The 16,330-nt window shown below is 46.1% G+C and carries 15 protein-coding genes; 5 read left to right on the top strand and 10 right to left on the bottom strand.

The window, feature by feature from the left end; translation table 11 throughout:
• Nucleotides 1–17: 17 nt before the first annotated feature.
• The 6 genes from aroK to pilM all read right to left on the bottom strand — a co-directional run bounded on the left by aroK (nucleotide 18) and on the right by pilM (nucleotide 5,202).
• Nucleotides 18–536, bottom strand: a complete 519-nt coding sequence (gene aroK / locus AB4517_RS11885) for a shikimate kinase AroK (protein ID WP_017061125.1) — start codon at nucleotides 534–536, stop codon at nucleotides 18–20.
• Nucleotides 537–712: 176 nt separating this feature from the next.
• The gene (locus AB4517_RS11880; RefSeq protein ID WP_032545762.1) at nucleotides 713–2,431 is read right to left on the bottom strand and encodes a type IV pilus secretin PilQ; all 1,719 of its coding nucleotides are present in this window, start codon (nucleotides 2,429–2,431) and stop codon (nucleotides 713–715) included.
• A 35-nt stretch (nucleotides 2,432–2,466) separates the two neighbouring features.
• The gene (locus AB4517_RS11875) at nucleotides 2,467–2,985 is read right to left on the bottom strand and encodes a pilus assembly protein PilP (protein WP_371724729.1); all 519 of its coding nucleotides are present in this window, start codon (nucleotides 2,983–2,985) and stop codon (nucleotides 2,467–2,469) included.
• Nucleotides 2,972–3,601 (bottom strand): type 4a pilus biogenesis protein PilO, encoded by a 630-nt coding sequence (locus tag AB4517_RS11870; protein ID WP_372148396.1) that lies wholly within the window; start codon nucleotides 3,599–3,601, stop codon nucleotides 2,972–2,974. The genes AB4517_RS11875 and AB4517_RS11870 overlap by 14 nt, the downstream gene beginning before the upstream one ends.
• Nucleotides 3,594–4,193 carry a PilN domain-containing protein gene (locus tag AB4517_RS11865; RefSeq protein WP_017061129.1) on the bottom strand — a complete coding sequence of 200 codons (600 nt, stop codon included), beginning with the start codon at nucleotides 4,191–4,193 and terminating at the stop codon, nucleotides 3,594–3,596. The genes AB4517_RS11870 and AB4517_RS11865 overlap by 8 nt, the downstream gene beginning before the upstream one ends.
• Complete coding sequence (gene pilM / locus AB4517_RS11860; RefSeq protein ID WP_017061130.1) at nucleotides 4,177–5,202, bottom strand: type IV pilus assembly protein PilM; 1,026 nt, start codon at nucleotides 5,200–5,202, stop codon at nucleotides 4,177–4,179. The genes AB4517_RS11865 and pilM overlap by 17 nt, the downstream gene beginning before the upstream one ends.
• A 151-nt stretch (nucleotides 5,203–5,353) precedes the next feature.
• Between pilM and AB4517_RS11855 the strand changes: the two genes are divergently transcribed.
• The gene (locus AB4517_RS11855; protein ID WP_032546261.1) at nucleotides 5,354–7,915 is read left to right on the top strand and encodes a penicillin-binding protein 1A; all 2,562 of its coding nucleotides are present in this window, start codon (nucleotides 5,354–5,356) and stop codon (nucleotides 7,913–7,915) included.
• Between the two features lie 111 nt (nucleotides 7,916–8,026).
• On the opposite strand, the gene oxyR is transcribed toward AB4517_RS11855, so the two are convergent.
• Nucleotides 8,027–8,920 (bottom strand): DNA-binding transcriptional regulator OxyR, encoded by an 894-nt coding sequence (gene oxyR, locus AB4517_RS11850; protein WP_017061132.1) that lies wholly within the window; start codon nucleotides 8,918–8,920, stop codon nucleotides 8,027–8,029.
• Here oxyR and AB4517_RS11845 point away from each other — a divergent pair.
• The 3 genes from AB4517_RS11845 (at nucleotide 8,919) to AB4517_RS11835 (ending at nucleotide 11,613) form a co-directional block, all read left to right on the top strand.
• Nucleotides 8,919–9,098 carry a hypothetical protein gene (locus AB4517_RS11845; protein WP_372148395.1) on the top strand — a complete coding sequence of 60 codons (180 nt, stop codon included), beginning with the start codon at nucleotides 8,919–8,921 and terminating at the stop codon, nucleotides 9,096–9,098. The genes oxyR and AB4517_RS11845 overlap by 2 nt on opposite strands.
• A gap of 44 nt (nucleotides 9,099–9,142) precedes the next feature.
• Nucleotides 9,143–9,871, top strand: coding sequence for a glutathione peroxidase (locus AB4517_RS11840; protein ID WP_372148394.1), 729 nt, complete (start codon nucleotides 9,143–9,145; stop codon nucleotides 9,869–9,871).
• Between the two features lie 275 nt (nucleotides 9,872–10,146).
• The gene (locus AB4517_RS11835; protein WP_102370803.1) at nucleotides 10,147–11,613 is read left to right on the top strand and encodes a dihydrolipoyl dehydrogenase; all 1,467 of its coding nucleotides are present in this window, start codon (nucleotides 10,147–10,149) and stop codon (nucleotides 11,611–11,613) included.
• 323 nt (nucleotides 11,614–11,936) lie between these two features.
• Here the strand turns inward: AB4517_RS11835 and AB4517_RS11830 are convergent, their stop codons facing one another.
• Complete coding sequence (locus AB4517_RS11830; RefSeq protein WP_004729674.1) at nucleotides 11,937–12,284, bottom strand: RidA family protein; 348 nt, start codon at nucleotides 12,282–12,284, stop codon at nucleotides 11,937–11,939.
• Nucleotides 12,285–12,371: 87 nt separating this feature from the next.
• Here AB4517_RS11830 and AB4517_RS11825 point away from each other — a divergent pair, with 87 nt between their 5' ends.
• On the top strand, nucleotides 12,372–12,620 hold the full coding sequence (locus AB4517_RS11825) for a DUF3624 domain-containing protein (RefSeq protein WP_029235423.1): 249 nt from the start codon (nucleotides 12,372–12,374) through the stop codon (nucleotides 12,618–12,620).
• A 255-nt stretch (nucleotides 12,621–12,875) separates the two neighbouring features.
• Here the strand turns inward: AB4517_RS11825 and argH are convergent, their stop codons facing one another.
• The gene (gene argH, locus AB4517_RS11820) at nucleotides 12,876–14,750 is read right to left on the bottom strand and encodes an argininosuccinate lyase (RefSeq protein ID WP_017068842.1); all 1,875 of its coding nucleotides are present in this window, start codon (nucleotides 14,748–14,750) and stop codon (nucleotides 12,876–12,878) included.
• A 347-nt stretch (nucleotides 14,751–15,097) separates the two neighbouring features.
• Nucleotides 15,098–16,309 carry an argininosuccinate synthase gene (locus AB4517_RS11815; protein WP_017061137.1) on the bottom strand — a complete coding sequence of 404 codons (1,212 nt, stop codon included), beginning with the start codon at nucleotides 16,307–16,309 and terminating at the stop codon, nucleotides 15,098–15,100.
• Nucleotides 16,310–16,330 lie beyond the last annotated feature (21 nt).

The following is a 16,330-nucleotide window of genomic DNA, read 5'->3' as shown; positions in this document are numbered from 1 at the left end:
TCTCCGAAAAAATGAACTTAACGTTCTTCTAGCATTTTTACGATCTGGTTGGCTACCACTTTTGCACTTTGGTCGTCAGTACGAACTGTGTAGTCCGCCACTTCTTCGTATAGTGCGTTGCGAGATACAGCTAGATCTTCTAGCACATCACGCGGGTTGTCTGTTTGAAGTAGAGGGCGTTTCTTGTCGCGGTTAGTGCGAGCAAGTTGCTTTTCAATTGTTGTCTCTAGGTATACAACAATGCCTCGTGCAGATAGACGGTTACGGTTTTCTTTGCTCAACACTGAACCACCACCTGTCGCAAGAACAATACCTTGTTCTTCTGTCAGATCATTGATTACAGATTCTTCGCGCTTACGGAAACCTTCTTCGCCCTCAACATCAAAAACCCATGCGATGTCTGCGCCAGTGCGCTCTTCGATCACAGTGTCAGAGTCTAGAAACTCCATATGAAGTTGGGAAGCTAGGTGTCTACCAATTGTACTTTTGCCGGCGCCCATTGGGCCAACAAGAAAAATATTGCGTTTCTCAGCCATGTTTTTAGCAGTAATTTACAACGTTAATTCAATGACATCGCCACAAGGTAGGTCAGTACAAGTACTGAAATTAAAAGGCCCGTGGCACCGATTCCTCACAGATAATTCGTGATAAGACCCGAAATTATCAAGGTTAGGTGCCACTAATGCAACTTTATTTTTAATCTAATTGTTCATTACTGAATCACAACTTTGGGTGTGACAAAAATAAGTAGTTCACTTTTACCCACATTTTCATAGCTGCGACGGAACAATGCGCCCAAAACTGGCAGGTCCCCCAACAGAGGAACTTTATCCACTGTACTGCTCACGCTGTGCTGAAATATCCCGCCAAGCACGACAGTTTCACCATTATTAACAAGCACTTGCGTACCTATTCTTTGCGTATCAATGGCGACCGCTTCACCGGTTCCAGTTTTTACCACTTGCCCTGGCCTATCTTGAGTCACGCTCAAATCCAATACCAAACGATTATCGGGCGTGATCTGCGGTGTCACCTTAAGACTCAACACGGCTTTCTTAAATGCAACCGACGTAGCGCCACTTGAAGATGACTCTAAGTAAGGAATTTCAGTACCTTGCTCAATATAAGCCGGCTTTTTATTGGTGGTGATTAAGCGTGGACTAGAAATGATTTCAGCTTTTGACTCTTGTTGCAGTGCCGACAGTTCAAGATCGAGTAAGGTATCTGAACCCAGTTTGGCCACCTGAAACGCAATACTCGAGGCGTTCGGCGATGTTGCCCCTAAATTGACGTTGAGATAGTCATCAATCACGCTGCTGCCGCTATCGTCGTCATACGGCGTAATCGCTGATGGGTGGTTACCTTCGATTGAGCCACCAACGGTGAAGCTTCCGTTGGTTGAGGAAACGCCCCAGCGCACGCCAAGCTCATCAAGATTACCCTCAGTAACCGTGACAATACGTGCCTCTATCTGTACCTGCTTCACGGGAATGTCTAACGATTCAATGATGCCTCGGATCACGGCAATGTTTTCTTCCAATTCACGAATGAGCAGTGAGTTGGTGCGCTCATCAATGGTAATCGAACCACGATCGGACAACATGCTGACCGCACCTTCACCTCCAATCATGTCAGCGATGTCGGTGGCTTTAGCAAAGTTAATCTTGATGATTTCCGATTTAAGCTCCCCTAACTCCTCTTCTAAGCGCGATTTCTCTAACGCTTGTTGCTCTCGAAGGTCGAGCTCCGCTTTCGGCGCGACCAAGATAACATTGCCATCAACACGCTTATCCAAGCCTTTAACTTGCAAGATAATGTCGAGAACTTGCTGCCAAGGTACGCCATCTAAGCGTAACGTCAGGTTTCCGGCTACCGAATCAGACACCACGAGATTGAAGTCGTTGTAATCGGCAATCAGTTGCAGGACATTTCGTACCGGGATATCCTGGAAGTTAATCGATATCAGCTTGCCCTCTTTCTCTAGAACGCTTTTTTCTTTGGTCGCTTCATCGAGCACCGGTTTGCTGATCACCACCTCAATAAAGCGCCCCTTTAGGTTGTATTCATACTGATAGTCATTGCTAATCGTCGCTAGAAGCCGAGTGCTTGGTGTCTCTTTATAGACTTCAATGCCTTCAACCAAGGTAGCGAAATCCTTCACATCCAGCAGGTAGAGCTTGTCATCATCAACTTGAGTATTGATTAGCTCGATACTTAACCCTTCCTGAGCTCGTTGAACATCCACCACTGCTGTGCTGGTCGCCAGCTCAATAATGATGACGGCGTCTTTATCCTTATTGACCCTAAAATCAATATTCTCCAATTTGTTCGGTAAGCTCTCGGCATGGCTGAGCACGCTAACAACCAACATCACAGACACAGCAAAACCTTGTAGAGCCTTGCTCACTAATCCACTTATTCCTTTAATCATATTTACATCTCATATCCACATCATGTGACATTGGTTTACTTCAGAGCCAGCCTAACGTTGCGCTTATGCCAACAACCTAAGCCATCTGGAAGAGTTTCATTAATCTGAACGTATTGGCTCGTCACCTTAGTAACTCGGCCATTGTTTAAGCCGATAAACTGGCCTTTCTTGACGTTTACCACGTTGCCTTTGGGTGTTTGCACTAAGCCAAACACGCTTGAGCCACTGCCCATCACGCCTCTTAAACGAAGCTTACTCAGCGGGTACCTCTCTAACTTGCCATTACGAGAACGGGCGCTGGGTTGCCAACAGTCTTTCTTCACCAAAGGCTGGTTTTGCACAATGGCTTCTTTAGGCAGTTCAAAGGGAGGACGAAAGGCACGGCGCTGATAAGTCGCCGCCGTGAATTCAGTTGCTGGGACAAGTTGCTCGACGTCTTTTCTCGCCTTGGCTTCAACCTGCGCCACAAAATCTTGCAGTGAGTCTTGATTAGCTTTGCAGCCTGACAACGCAAGCATCAATACGATTGAGTAAAACGCGCTATTGGGTTTCATCATTAACCTCCGATTTAAACTGGTAGGTATAAGCTCGAACCCTAAAGTGCAGCGTGCTACTTTCTTGACTGACTCGCTGCCAATTCACATCATCAAAGCTAATAATGCGCGGCAACTTGGCGATGGCAGCAGAGAAGTCACCAATCTCGTGATAGTCACCTGTCAGCTCAATATTGAGAGGCAATCGATAGAGAAACTCTTTATTCTGCTTTTGCCCCCAATCAATTCGCGTGAAGGTCAGCGCGTTATCTAAGCCGAGCTCATTCACTGAGGCCAGCATGCTGGCCAACTCCTTTTGAACTGGTAGCTGCTCTAATAGATAATCGTAGCGACTGGTTAGCTCATCCAACTGGCTCTGCAACTTAGGCAAGGCTGCAACCTTATTCGCCTTTATCCTCAAGGTCGTTTTTAAGGTCTGCTCCTGTTGCTTCATCTGTTTCAGTTCCTCGTCGAGCGGCAGCAGATACAGCCAAGTGCCAACACCTTGGATTAACACCATCAACACCAGAATCACGAGAAGCTGAGGCAACAATGGCCATTCGGTGATCTCATCAACATCGAGATCTTGCAAGCTCATCCTGTTTTGCCTACTAATCCTATTTTGAAGGTTAGCCATGATGCGCCCCCTTATCTTTTCTGCTCGCGGTTGTGTTTTCTAAAGACACAGGGCTAAACACAAAAGAGACCTTGAAGGTCTGAAACTCTTTATTGAAGCGCTTGCGGTTATGAACGATAGAGTGCATCTCGACCCCTTTCAAAGAATCTGAACGTTCGAGGTTGTCCAACATGGTGGCGAGACGAGCAGTGCTGTCGCTGATGCCCGACATTTCAATCTCCTGACCATTCATCTTTATCTTGTCGACATAGACACCCTCTGGAATCAGCTCCGGCATCAAGTTCATGAAGTCGGTGGTCTTATTACGGCCAAGCTGCAGCGACTCAACCACATCAAGTCGAGTCAGAATGGCTTTGTGTTCTTGCTCTGCGACTTTTAACGACTGAATTTGTCGGTCGAGCTCAGCAATGTACTGATTGAGGTAATTGAGGCGAGCTTGCTGCTTGGCTTGTTGATCGTGAAAATAGTGACCAACCGCCCATTGCCCTATAAGCGCAATGATGACGCCAAGAATGACCAGATGGATAAAACGCTTCTTGTGCTGAGCACGAATCTCATCACGCCACGGCAGCAGGTTAATTTGATGCAACATGCTTCTCTCCCTGCCACTTGAGCCCACTCATCGCCATACCCGCCGCGATACCAAAGTGTTGCCAGTCAATCGGCAGTCGGCGTCTCTTGGCGACCTTATTCTCAAATAAAGACAAAGGATTCAATGACTCGCAGCTCAACTGAAAATGGCGTTCTAGCTCTTCGGTTACCATAGGGATGCTGGCGCCCTCGCCCATCAACCAAATCCCTGAGATAGGTTGCTGCGCATTTCCCGATGAATAGAGCTGCAATTGACGCTTGAGCTTCTCAATCAGGTTAACAATGAATTGATGTGTCTCTTCCATAGTACCGAACACGCTCTCGATATCACTCGGGTCATCTGAGCTGCGAAGATCTTGAGTGCCAAAGGCGATGTCTTTATAGAAAGGCGCCGAATTCTGCGGGATAACCCCTAGCGAGGTTTGGTCGATTCCAACATCCACTAGCAACCAGTTTTTCTTATCGGGATACAGGCGCGAGGCCAATTGCCAGATATTAAGTAGCCCATGCGCCTGTGTATCCACCACCACAGGTTTGAAGCCAGCCTTGGTTAATGCATCCGCTCGGCTATCCACAACTTCTTTACGAGTGGCGTATACCTGATAACTGCTTGTCGAACCTTTACCAAATCGTTTGTCTTCCAGCTTTACAAAATCTAAACTCAGCTCCTCGATAGGAAAGGGAGATTGATGGGCGAAGGTTTGATAGATAGAAAACTCTTTTTCTCTGTCTTCTAACTCACTCTCTATTTGCAGTACTTTGCTGATCACCGTGTTATCAGGTACCGAAATGGCGACGTTGCGACAGCCAAAAGGCAGTCCTTTCCTAAGTTCTTTAAGTTTCTTAACAGTTTTCTGATACTCCAAAGTATGGTTAGCTGTAAAAATGTCGTCCGAAATCGGCAGCTCTTTGTATCCCACTAGGGCATACAACTCCCCCACGGGTTTTAGTACCACGGCTTTGATGCTGTGATGATTTATATCTATACCTGTAATTAATGATGAACCCATGTGACCTAGCTCCTGAAGTGCCAAGCATTTCGTTGATTATCTAGGGGTTGTGATTATTAGTTAAATAAGCGTTAATAAACGAAAGCTAAGTTTTTAGCCTAGAGTACAAGGGTTTGCTGCTTATCAGCCTTAACTAATCAGGGATTATCCGGTGAAGTTCATAAAGCGATTATTCATATTTACATTGATTTGCATGATTCTTGGAGTCAGTACAATTTTCGGGTTTTATTTTTACGTAAAACCAGAGTTGCCTGATGTTGCCACTTTGCGCGACGTAGAACTCCAAACGCCGATGCAAGTCTTCAGTCAAGACGGTAAGCTGATCTCTCAATTTGGTGAAAAGCGTCGTAATCCAGTCACTTATGACGAGATTCCTCGCCACTTAGTTGAGGCTCTGATTGCCACCGAAGATAGCCGTTTCTATGAACACCCAGGTATTGACCCAATCGGTATCACACGTGCAGCACTCGTGGTTGCAATGTCGGGTTCAGCCAAACAAGGTGCTAGTACCATTACTCAGCAGCTTGCGCGTAACTTCTTCTTATCTAATGAGAAAAAGATTATGCGTAAGATCAAAGAGATCTTCATTGCGATCCACATTGAGCAACTTCTTAGTAAAGAAGAGATCATGGAGCTTTACGTCAACAAGATCTTCCTTGGTCACCGTTCGTATGGTTTTGGCGCGGCAGCACGTGTTTACTTCGGTAAAGATCTTCCTGATCTCACGCTGAGTGAAATTGCGACCCTTGCGGGTATGCCAAAAGCACCTTCGACAATGAACCCTATTTACTCTGTTGAGCGCGCGACTAACCGTCGTAACGTTGTATTGCGTCGTATGTTAGACGAGAAATACATCACTCAAGCAGAGTTCGATGACGCTCGTAGCGAAGAACTTATCTCGAAATACCACGGTGCAGAGATCGAACTAAGCGCACCATATGTTGCTGAAGTTGCACGTGCTTGGATGGTGGAACGCTACGGTGAAGAAGCTTATACATCAGGCATGAAGGTCTACACGACCGTTGATTCGAAACTGCAAAAAGCAGCGAACCAAGCCGCAATTAAGAACCTACTTGGCTACGATGAGCGTCACGGCTACCGTGGTGCTGAAAAAGTATTGTGGCAGACTGCGCAATCAGCGTGGGATCAAGAACAAATCGTTAAACACCTTAAGTCTCAACCAACCTATGGTGACCTAGTCCCTGCTGTTGTTACCGCGGTTGATTCGAAAAGTGCTCAAATTTGGGTTAAGAACCAAGGTGAAGGCACTATCGAATGGCAAGGCATGAACTGGGCGCGTAAATTCCTAACGGATAACCGCCAAGGACCAGCGCCTTCTCAAGCGAAAGAAATTCTGGCGGTTGGTGAACAAATCTGGGTTCGCCATGAAGCCGTTACCGGCGATGAAGTCTCTGAAGAGCCGACAGAAGAGTCAGCGACTGCAGAATCAGAAACACCGATTGTATGGCGACTAAGCCAAGTACCGAATGCGAACACAGCATTTGTTGCAATGAACCCGAACAACGGCGCGGTATTGTCGATGGTCGGTGGCTTTAACTTTGTCCACAACAAGTTCAACCGTGCAACGCAATCTATTCGTCAGGTGGGTTCTGGTATCAAACCCTTTATCTACTCAGCAGCGATTGAGAAAGGCTTAACGCTAGCCTCACTGATCAACGATGCACCGATTAACCAATGGGATAAGAGCCAAGGTACCGCATGGCGACCAAAGAACTCGCCACCGACTTACGTGGGTCCAACTCGTTTACGTATTGGCTTAGCTCAGTCTAAAAACGTAATGGCGGTACGTGTACTGCGCGAAGTAGGTCTAGATGATACTCGTAACTACCTAACTCGATTTGGCTTTGATATTGATGAAGTTCCGCGCTCTGAAACCATTGCTCTGGGTGCGGGTAGCTTAACGCCAATGAAAGTAGCTCAAGGTTACTCAGTATTCGCTAATGGCGGCTACTACGTTGAACCTTTCTACATCAGCCGCATTGAGACACCATTTGGTGAGACTGAATTTGAAGCGACACCAAAAGTGGTTTGTAAAGACGATTGCCAACAGCAAATGACCTCAGACCCAATGGCTGATGAGTTTGCAGAGCAAGATGTGGATGCCAAAGTACAATACGCACCTCAAGTTATCTCTGAACAGAACGCATTCCTTGTTCGTGAAATGATGTACAGCAACATCTGGGGTGGCGGTGATTGGAGCGCAGGTACGGGTTGGAACGGTACAGGTTGGCGTGCACAGCCGTTGAAGCGTCGTGACATTGGCGGAAAAACGGGTACCACCAACGATTCGAAAGATACTTGGTACAGCGGTTACGGCCCTGGCATGGTTGCAACGGTATGGGTTGGTTTTGATAACCACAACCGCAACCTAGGCAGAACCAAAGCGAACTCAAATCTTGGTAAGAACCAAATTACGGGTGCAGAAGCTGGCGCGAAAACAGCAGAACCTGCATGGGTTGATTTCATGGGTACGGCGTTAGCGGGTGTTCCTGCTGAGCGTAAAGAGATTCCTGAGAACATCGTCCGTGTTCGTATCGACCGTGAAACTGGCTTACTGACCAACAAGTTCGATAGCTCATCAATGTTCGAGTACTTCGAGAAAGGCACAGAGCCAACCGAGTACATCACTGAACGTTTCAATGATGACATCTACTCAACCTCATCAGGTGAAGCAGTAGAAGAACTGTTCTAACTAAGGTTTGTAGAACCTAGTAACATGAACCAACAAAAAGGGTTGATATGCATTCATATCAACCCTTTTTTTATATCTATATCTGACCAGACTAGGCTCTAAATTCAAGCGCTAAGCCGTCTTCTCCAGTTGAGTTCGAATCGTCTCAGCCAATTGCTCGAAACGTCCCTTCAATGGAGAGCCCGGACGGTAGGCAACAACAATGCGACGTGAAGGTGTTGGATTCACAGCAGGTACGTAACACACACCGTCTTTCTGCTTCTCTTTCGGCACCGATAGCTGAGGAAGCAAGGTAATCCCCGCCCCCGCCGCGACCATGTTACGCAGCGTTTCTAAGCTGGTTGCCTTAAAGCGCTCATCATCTTTGGCGCCCGCAGCAAAACAGAAGCCCAAGGCTTGGTCTCTTAAACAGTGACCGTCACCTAGCGCAAGTACGGTTTGTCCATTCAGCTGCAGCATATCGACAGTGTCTTGCTGAGCCCACTCGTGGTCACATGGAACGGCAACACTTAACGGCTCGTCATACACATCGATCTCTTTGAACACCGCCGTTTCATCAACCGCAGCCAGTACTAAGCAATCAAGCTTGCCATCTTCAAGTTGGCTCACTAACTGATGGGTCTGAGCTTCATGCAGGTAAAGCTCAAGATCTGGGAAGCTCTCTTTAAGATGAGGAACAATCTTAGGCAAGATGTAAGGACCCACGGTTGGAATAAAACCAATGTGCATTGGCCCCGTCATCGCTTCACCGTGTCCACTCGCCATATCTTTAAAAGTTTTCACTTCATTGAGAATACGCTTGGCTTGTTCAACAAGTTGTAACCCTGATTCTGTAAATATCACCTTCCTTGGACTACGCTCGGTTAACTGAAGTCCAATTTCATCTTCGAGTTTGCGTATTTGACCGCTTAGTGTCGGCTGACTGACAAAGCACGCTTCTGCCGCTTTTCGGAAGTGTTTATGCTCTGCGAGCGCCACCAAGTATTCAAAGTCACGAATATTCATGATCAGTCTCTTACCTCAGGTTTTAATAAGAACAAGGGGTTTCATAGAAACATTTAAAAGAAAAATGCTCTTGATAGAATTTACCTATCAAAACCATAACATCAAACGATTCGAGCTATCAAAGAATTTATCTAATAATGGGCTCAACAAAACGAAACAGAGCAACGAAAAACGTTAAGCTCTAATAGAACAAAATTAAAAATACTATTTAAGGAAATCAATATGTTTGCATCTAAAGAAGGTCAATCAATCCCTCAAGTAACATTCCAAACTCGCCAAGGTGATGCATGGGTTAACGTAACTACTGAAGAGCTATTCAAAGACAAGACAGTTATCGTATTCAGCCTACCAGGTGCGTTTACGCCAACATGTTCGTCAAGCCACCTACCTCGTTACAACGAGCTACACTCTGTATTCAAAGAAAACGGTGTTGATGACATTCTGTGTGTTTCAGTAAACGACACATTCGTAATGAACGCTTGGAAAGCAGACCAAGAAGCGGAAAACATCACATTCATCCCAGATGGTAACGGTGATTTCACAGACGGCATGGGTATGCTAGTTGAGAAAAACGACATCGGCTTCGGCAAACGTTCATGGCGTTACAGCATGCTGGTTAAAAACGGCGTGGTAGAAAAAATGTTCATCGAAGAAGACGTACCAGGCGACCCGTTCAAGGTTTCTGATGCAGACACTATGCTGAACTACCTTGCTCCTGAGCACAAAGAGCAAGAGTCAATCACAGTATTCACTAAGCCAGGCTGTCCTTTCTGTATGAAAGCAAAACAGAACCTAATCGACAAAGGTCTGAACTACGAAGAAGTGGTTCTAGGTAAAGATGCAACAACAGTAAGCCTACGTGCAATCTCTGGTCGCACTACCGTTCCTCAAGTATTCATCGGTGGCAAACACATCGGTGGTAGTGAAGAACTAGAAACTTTCCTAGGCTAATCGCTTCATCGCCGATATAGGCTTAGAAGTATCAGCTAACCCACCCTCTTGTGGGTTAGCTATTCCAAACACTCTTATCTGAGTTTTGGGAAAAAGAATATAGCTGGTGACTCGCCTGTCTTTTACTAACCTATAGTTAGCAATAAAATCAGAGTCACAAGCTAAACCTAATAAAACAGAATCACAAAACTGACCCGTTATCCTGACTCTCAAAAAAATCACCAGAGTTGGAGGGGTTCGTTCAAACTAAATTCAGCCATTGCGAGAAAATTATTATGAAACAAGTCAATGTAGATGTAGCTGTTATCGGGGGCGGTACGGCAGGTTTAGGTTCTTACCGCGCTGCAAAAGCACACACTGACAGTGTCGTGATGATTGAAGGTGGCCCTTACGGTACAACCTGTGCTCGTGTTGGTTGTATGCCATCTAAACTGCTTATTGCAGCTGCGGAAAGCGTACACCAAATCGAGAAAGCTCCGGCTTTTGGCGTTCACCCACAAGGCGATATCGTGATTAACGGTCGTGAAGTGATGGAGCGAGTGAAGTTTGAGCGTGACCGTTTTGTTGGTTTTGTTTTAGAAGGCGTTGATGAAATCCCAGAGCAAGACAAGATCTCTGGTTACGCAAAATTCTTAGACGATAACACGCTACAAATTGATGACCACACGGTTGTCACCGCTAAGCGTATTGTTATCGCGACCGGTTCTCGCCCTGCATACCCTGCCGTTTGGAATGAACTTGGCGATCGCCTGATCATTAACGACGACGTGTTCAGCTGGGATGATTTACCAGAATCGGTTGCGGTATTTGGCCCTGGTGTTATTGGTCTTGAGCTTGGTCAGTCACTGCACCGCTTAGGTGTGAAGACCAAACTGTTCGGTTTGGGTGGTCAAGTTGGCCCAGTAACTGATCCAGAGATCATGGCTTATGCAGATAAAGCTTTCAATGAAGAGTTCTATCTCGATGCCGACGTGAAAATCGAAAGCATGAAGCGCATTACCACTGAATCGGGTGAGCCACGTGTCGAAATCCAGTTCATCAATAAACAAGGTGAATTAGAAACTAACGTCGTTGAATACGTACTAGCAGCAACAGGTCGTCGCCCTAACACTGACAAGCTTGGCTTAGAGAATACCTCTCTAGAGCTTGATGAACGTGGTGTGCCAATCGCAGACCACTACACGCTACAAACATCACTACCATCAATATTTATCGCTGGTGATGCGAGTAACCAACTGCCTCTACTGCATGAAGCAGCAGACCAAGCTCGTATTGCGGGTGACAATGCAGGTCGCTTCCCAGAGATTCGTGCAGGCCTACGCCGCTCTAAAATCTCGGCAGTATTCTCTGACCCGCAAATCGCGATGGTTGGTGAAACCTACAAAGAGATCACCACACGCTTGGGCACATGTGGCTGTTTCGCAACGGGTGAAGTGTCTTTCGAAAACCAAGGTCGTTCTCGAGTGATGCTGCGCAACAAAGGTATTCTGCACGTATACGGCGAGCAAGGTACAGGCCGCTTCCTTGGTGCTGAGATGATGGGACCAAACGCAGAACACTTGGCTCACTTGTTAGCATGGGCACACCAGAACAAGATGACGGTTTCTGAGATGCTAGACATGCCGTTCTACCACCCAGTAATCGAAGAGGGTGTACGAACTGCCCTACGTGACCTGAATGCGAAACTGCACCTAGGCCCAGAGATGGTGAAACACTGTCTGGATTGTGGCCCGGGCTGTTAATCTCAGACTAGCGCCAGTCAATTAGCAGTTAACAAACGTTAAATACTAAAAAGGAAAGCCATTGGCTTTCCTTTTTGTTTTTGGCAACGAGTAAACTATAGATTCCCGATTACGCTCCTTCGTCGCTCTCGGGAATGACAGCAATTTTCATACACGTCTAGGCGAAGCTAACCAGAATAACGGAGCTTTTCAAAACGCGTCTAAACTGAAGCAAATCAAAGTGACGCATCAGCTAAACCAAAACTAAACTCGTCATTCCAGAACCGAGGGACGAGGTATCTGGAGTCTCTTGAAGCCATAGCCTGTCGCTAAATACTTAGCAGTTACTTCTCAGCAGCAATCACAGAGATTTCAACAAGTAGCGCTTCGCGAGCCATATCGCCAGTCACACATGCGCGAGCTGGAGCGTGACCTTCTGGTACCCATGCATCCCAAACTGCGTTCATTTCTTGGAAGTCTTTCATGTCTTTCAAGTAAATCGTTGCTGACAGCATGTGCTCTTTGTCGCTGCCTGCTTGCTCAAGTAGCGCTTCTACTTTATCTAACATGGTTTGAGTTTGTTCAGTGATGTCTTTAGTTGCATCAGCACAAACTTGGCCACATAGGTAGATAGTACCGTTGTGTTTAACAATACGGCTCATACGTTGCTTGGTTTCTTGGCGCTCAATCATCGACTTTCTCTCTCTGTGTCACCGTGATCCAATATCTTGTGACGTGTTATTATCAGGGCAACAAGCATAACGCGAATCAAACCTAAGATGACATGCATTCATTGCAATAAAAGTGAAAAAATCCGTAACAAGCTCGGTCGCTGCCAGCGTTGCATGAATCAGCTGATGGTGTTGTCGATTTTGAGTTGGGGAGTATGGTGGCTGTTTTTCAGAGAAGACCCAAAAACCATCAATGCCATCGCGTTGATGATGGCCGCTTTCGCGTTCAGTGGCTTGCTGTCGTTGCATTGGGTCATGAAGTTTGTGGTGCTACCGTTAAAGGGCAAAAAACGTTAGCTGGAAGTCTTTATTGGATAAAGAGTAGTGATTAGAGACAGGGCTAAACAATCCGATAATTCATCATAATTTTCGAGCTATTGTCATTTCCCGAACAGCAGATAGAAAAAAGCCCCAGAACCAATCGATTCTAGGGCTTTCTTAGAAAATTCTAAGAAAAAGCAGTGGTACTTTAATAGACCGGGCTTTTCTTAGTTTGTTCCCAAAAAAGATCAGATTTTTGATCTTTTTTTTAGGAGCTATAAAATCAATGCCTTATGCAACATTAACCTTAGCAATTATCTGCTCTACCAAGTTCACTTCCAATGCCACTTCATCACACGCATGTTGACGAGGACACTGGTCACAATCTTTCAGTACCTTCTCAGGCAGCAGAGATTTCGATGTTGGTAAGAAATCATGCTTCATAAAGAACTCAGGTGTACGAGTCAGCACAAACACCTTCTTGATGGCCATTTGTCGCGCTTTCTCAACCAAGTGCTGCACAATTGCGGTACCCTGCCCTTGACCTTGCCAGCCAGCTTCGACACCCAGTGAACGGATTTCCGCTAAGCCAGAGTCATAGACATAAAGCGATGCACAACCGGTCACCTCACCATGATGTTCTGCGACGGCAAATGAGCCAATATCACGCACCAGTTCATTACGAGAGCGAGGCAGGTTTTCACCCATGTTCGCCCAGTAAGCAACCATGCCTTCCAACGCTTCAATGTCAGTCAAACGAGCAGGACGAACCTTAACGATAGAGGTATCACGCTGCGCCAAACGCTTCTCAGCTTGGTCCACCGCGTAAGCCACTTGCTTCGGTGACACACCACCTAACGCACTACGTTTTTCAAGACACGATTCAATGGTCAGGATGTCGTACACATCCTCTTCTATCACCTCAGAGAACTCTTTCATATCTGCGATGGTTAATTCTTCTAATGCACAGCCTTTAGCAATCGCCGCCACTACCGTCACACCAACAATATGGTGAGCTTCACGGAAAGGAATCCCTTTCGCTACTAGGTAATCAGCCAGTTCAGTTGAGTTCGCGTAGCCTTGTTTCGCGGCTTCAAGTGTACGTTCGCCGTTCACTTTAATGCCGTCAAAACAGAGTGCTGCCATTTCCATACAATCATTCCAAGTATCTAAAGCGTCGAACAGACCTTCTTTATCTTCTTGCATGTCTTTGTTGTACGCCAAAGGCAGAGCTTTTACTGTCATCATCATTGCCGCTAATGAACCGTAAACACGGCCAGTTTTGCCACGGATAAGCTCTAGCGCATCTGGGTTTTTCTTTTGTGGCATCAGAGATGAACCTGACGTCACGGTATCCGCTAACTCGATGAAGTTTGATTCACCTGAGTTGTAGAAAATCATATCTTCTGCAAGACGCGAAAGGTGAAGCATAGAGATAGAAGCAATCGACATTAGCTCCATCACATGGTCGCGGTCAGAAACTGAATCTAGAGAGTTGCGCGTTGCACGACGGAAACCTAAGTTGTGAGCTAACTCTTCACGGTCCATCGGGTAAGCTGTTCCAGCAAGGGCACCAGAACCCAGCGGACATGTGTCTAGACGCTTAATCGCATCATTCAAACGTGAATAATCACGCTCAAGCATTTCAACGTAAGCCAAGCACCAGTGAGCAAAAGTTACCGGCTGAGCACGTTGTAAGTGAGTGTAGCCAGGCAGCACGGTTTCTTGATGCTGAGAAGCAACGTTCACCATTTGGCTTTGTAGGCGATCCAATGCCAGTAGCAGTTGGTTACCTTGCTGACGACACCATAGTTTCAGGTCTGTCGCCACTTGGTCGTTACGAGAACGGCCAGTGTGAAGTTTTTTGCCCAAGTCACCGACTTTGCCGATAAGTTGCTGCTCAACCCAGCTGTGAATATCTTCTGCATCAGAACGTAGAATCTGTTCAGGATCTTCCATCACCTCAAGTTTTAGCTCATTCAGCGCTAACTCAAGCTTCTGTTGCTCTTCTTCTGTTAATACGTTGACCGACAGTAGAGCTTTAGACCAGGCAATTGAGCCCACAATGTCTTGCTCAGCCAATCGGTAATCAAAACGAAGAGAATCGTTAAAATCTTTGAACCGGGTGTCTGCTGCTTGGGTAAATCTACCGCCCCATAATGCCATTGTGTATCTCCTAATTGCACAGTGCTCACTGTTTTTGCAAATGATAATTCTGATTAAGATTCAGTATTTTTCTGATGGTTTAAACTTACGGCAATTCAAAATGAAAATAAAGTATTAATTCATTATTTTCACATATTTATTCACCAACAGTTCAATCCATTGATTATTTTTAGCGTGGAGCGCGAATTATATGCCATCCGATAGGAAAAACCGAAGCTGATTTATTAGGCAAATAGAAAGTAAAAAGCCCACTCACTAATCAATAGTGAATGGGCTTTGCATAATAATGTCTGTTTACTAACCTTCAATCTTTCATCAAAGGCTAGCTCACTAACTCATTGTTAAGATTACTTTTGGCTATTCAAAGCACGGATACGGCTTGATAGCGAGTAAAGGCGGATGAAGCCTTCAGCATGGCTTTGGTCGTAAACTTCATCTTCACCAAAGGTTGCAAACTCTTCTGAGTACAGGCTGTTGTCAGAACGCTTCTGAGTCACCGTTGCATGGCCTTTGTAAAGCTTGATAACCACTTCACCATTCACGTCTTGTGCTAGCTCTTCTGTCGCGGCAAGGATTGACTTACATAGTGGAGTGAACCAACGACCATCGTATACAAGGTGAGAAGCCTTAACACCGAGCTCTTCACGGAATTCGAATGCCGCTTTATCAAGAACCAGTTGCTCTACTGCACGCAGTGCTTCCATCATGATTGTGCCACCCGGAGTTTCGTAACAACCACGAGACTTCATGCCAACAAGACGGTTCTCTACGATATCGATACGACCAACACCGTGCTTAGCACCTTTCTCGTTTAGGTAAACCAGTGCGTTGTATGGCGTCATTGTTTCGCCATCAACCGCAACCACTTCGCCTTTTTCAACTTTAAGCGTCACTGTTTCAGATTCGTTTGGCGCTTGCTCAGGGTCTACAGTCCAAGCCCAGCAATCTTCGTTAGGTGCATTCCATGTGTTTTCTAGAACGCCGCCTTCTGTTGAGATGTGCCATGCGTTTGCATCACGCGAGTAAATCTTAGTAAGAGAAGCGGTACAAGGGATGTTACGCTCAGCCAGGTAATCTAGACACTCTTCACGACTCACTAGATCCCATTCACGCCATGGTGCAATTACGTGTAGATCAGGTGCTAGTGCAGCAAATGCGCCTTCAAAACGAACTTGGTCATTACCTTTACCAGTACAGCCGTGACACAGTGCGTCTGCACCTACTTTACGTGCGACTTCAACCTGTGCTTTCGCGATGATTGGACGCGCCATCGACGTACCTAGTAGGTATTTACCTTCGTAGTAAGCGCCCGTTTTCAGCGTTGGGTAGATGTAGTCAGCAACCATCTCTTCTTTAAGGTCTGCGATGTAACACTCAGATGCACCAGAAGCTTTTGCTTTCTCTTCGATACCAATCAACTCTTCGTCGCCTTGACCAACATCCGCAACAAACGCAACCACTTCACAGTCATAGTTCTCTTTCAACCATGGAATGATTACTGATGTGTCTAGACCGCCAGAGTAGGCTACTACAACTTTCTTTACGTTAACTTTGCTCATTTTCTTTCTCCTAGTTTCCAT

It is taken from the genome of Vibrio sp. 10N.222.52.C3, from assembly GCF_041474195.1.
Taxonomy (GTDB): Bacteria; Pseudomonadota; Gammaproteobacteria; order Enterobacterales; family Vibrionaceae; genus Vibrio; species Vibrio crassostreae_C.
Note: the sequence above shows the minus strand (reverse complement) of the source record. Positions and strands in the feature narration are given on the sequence as shown.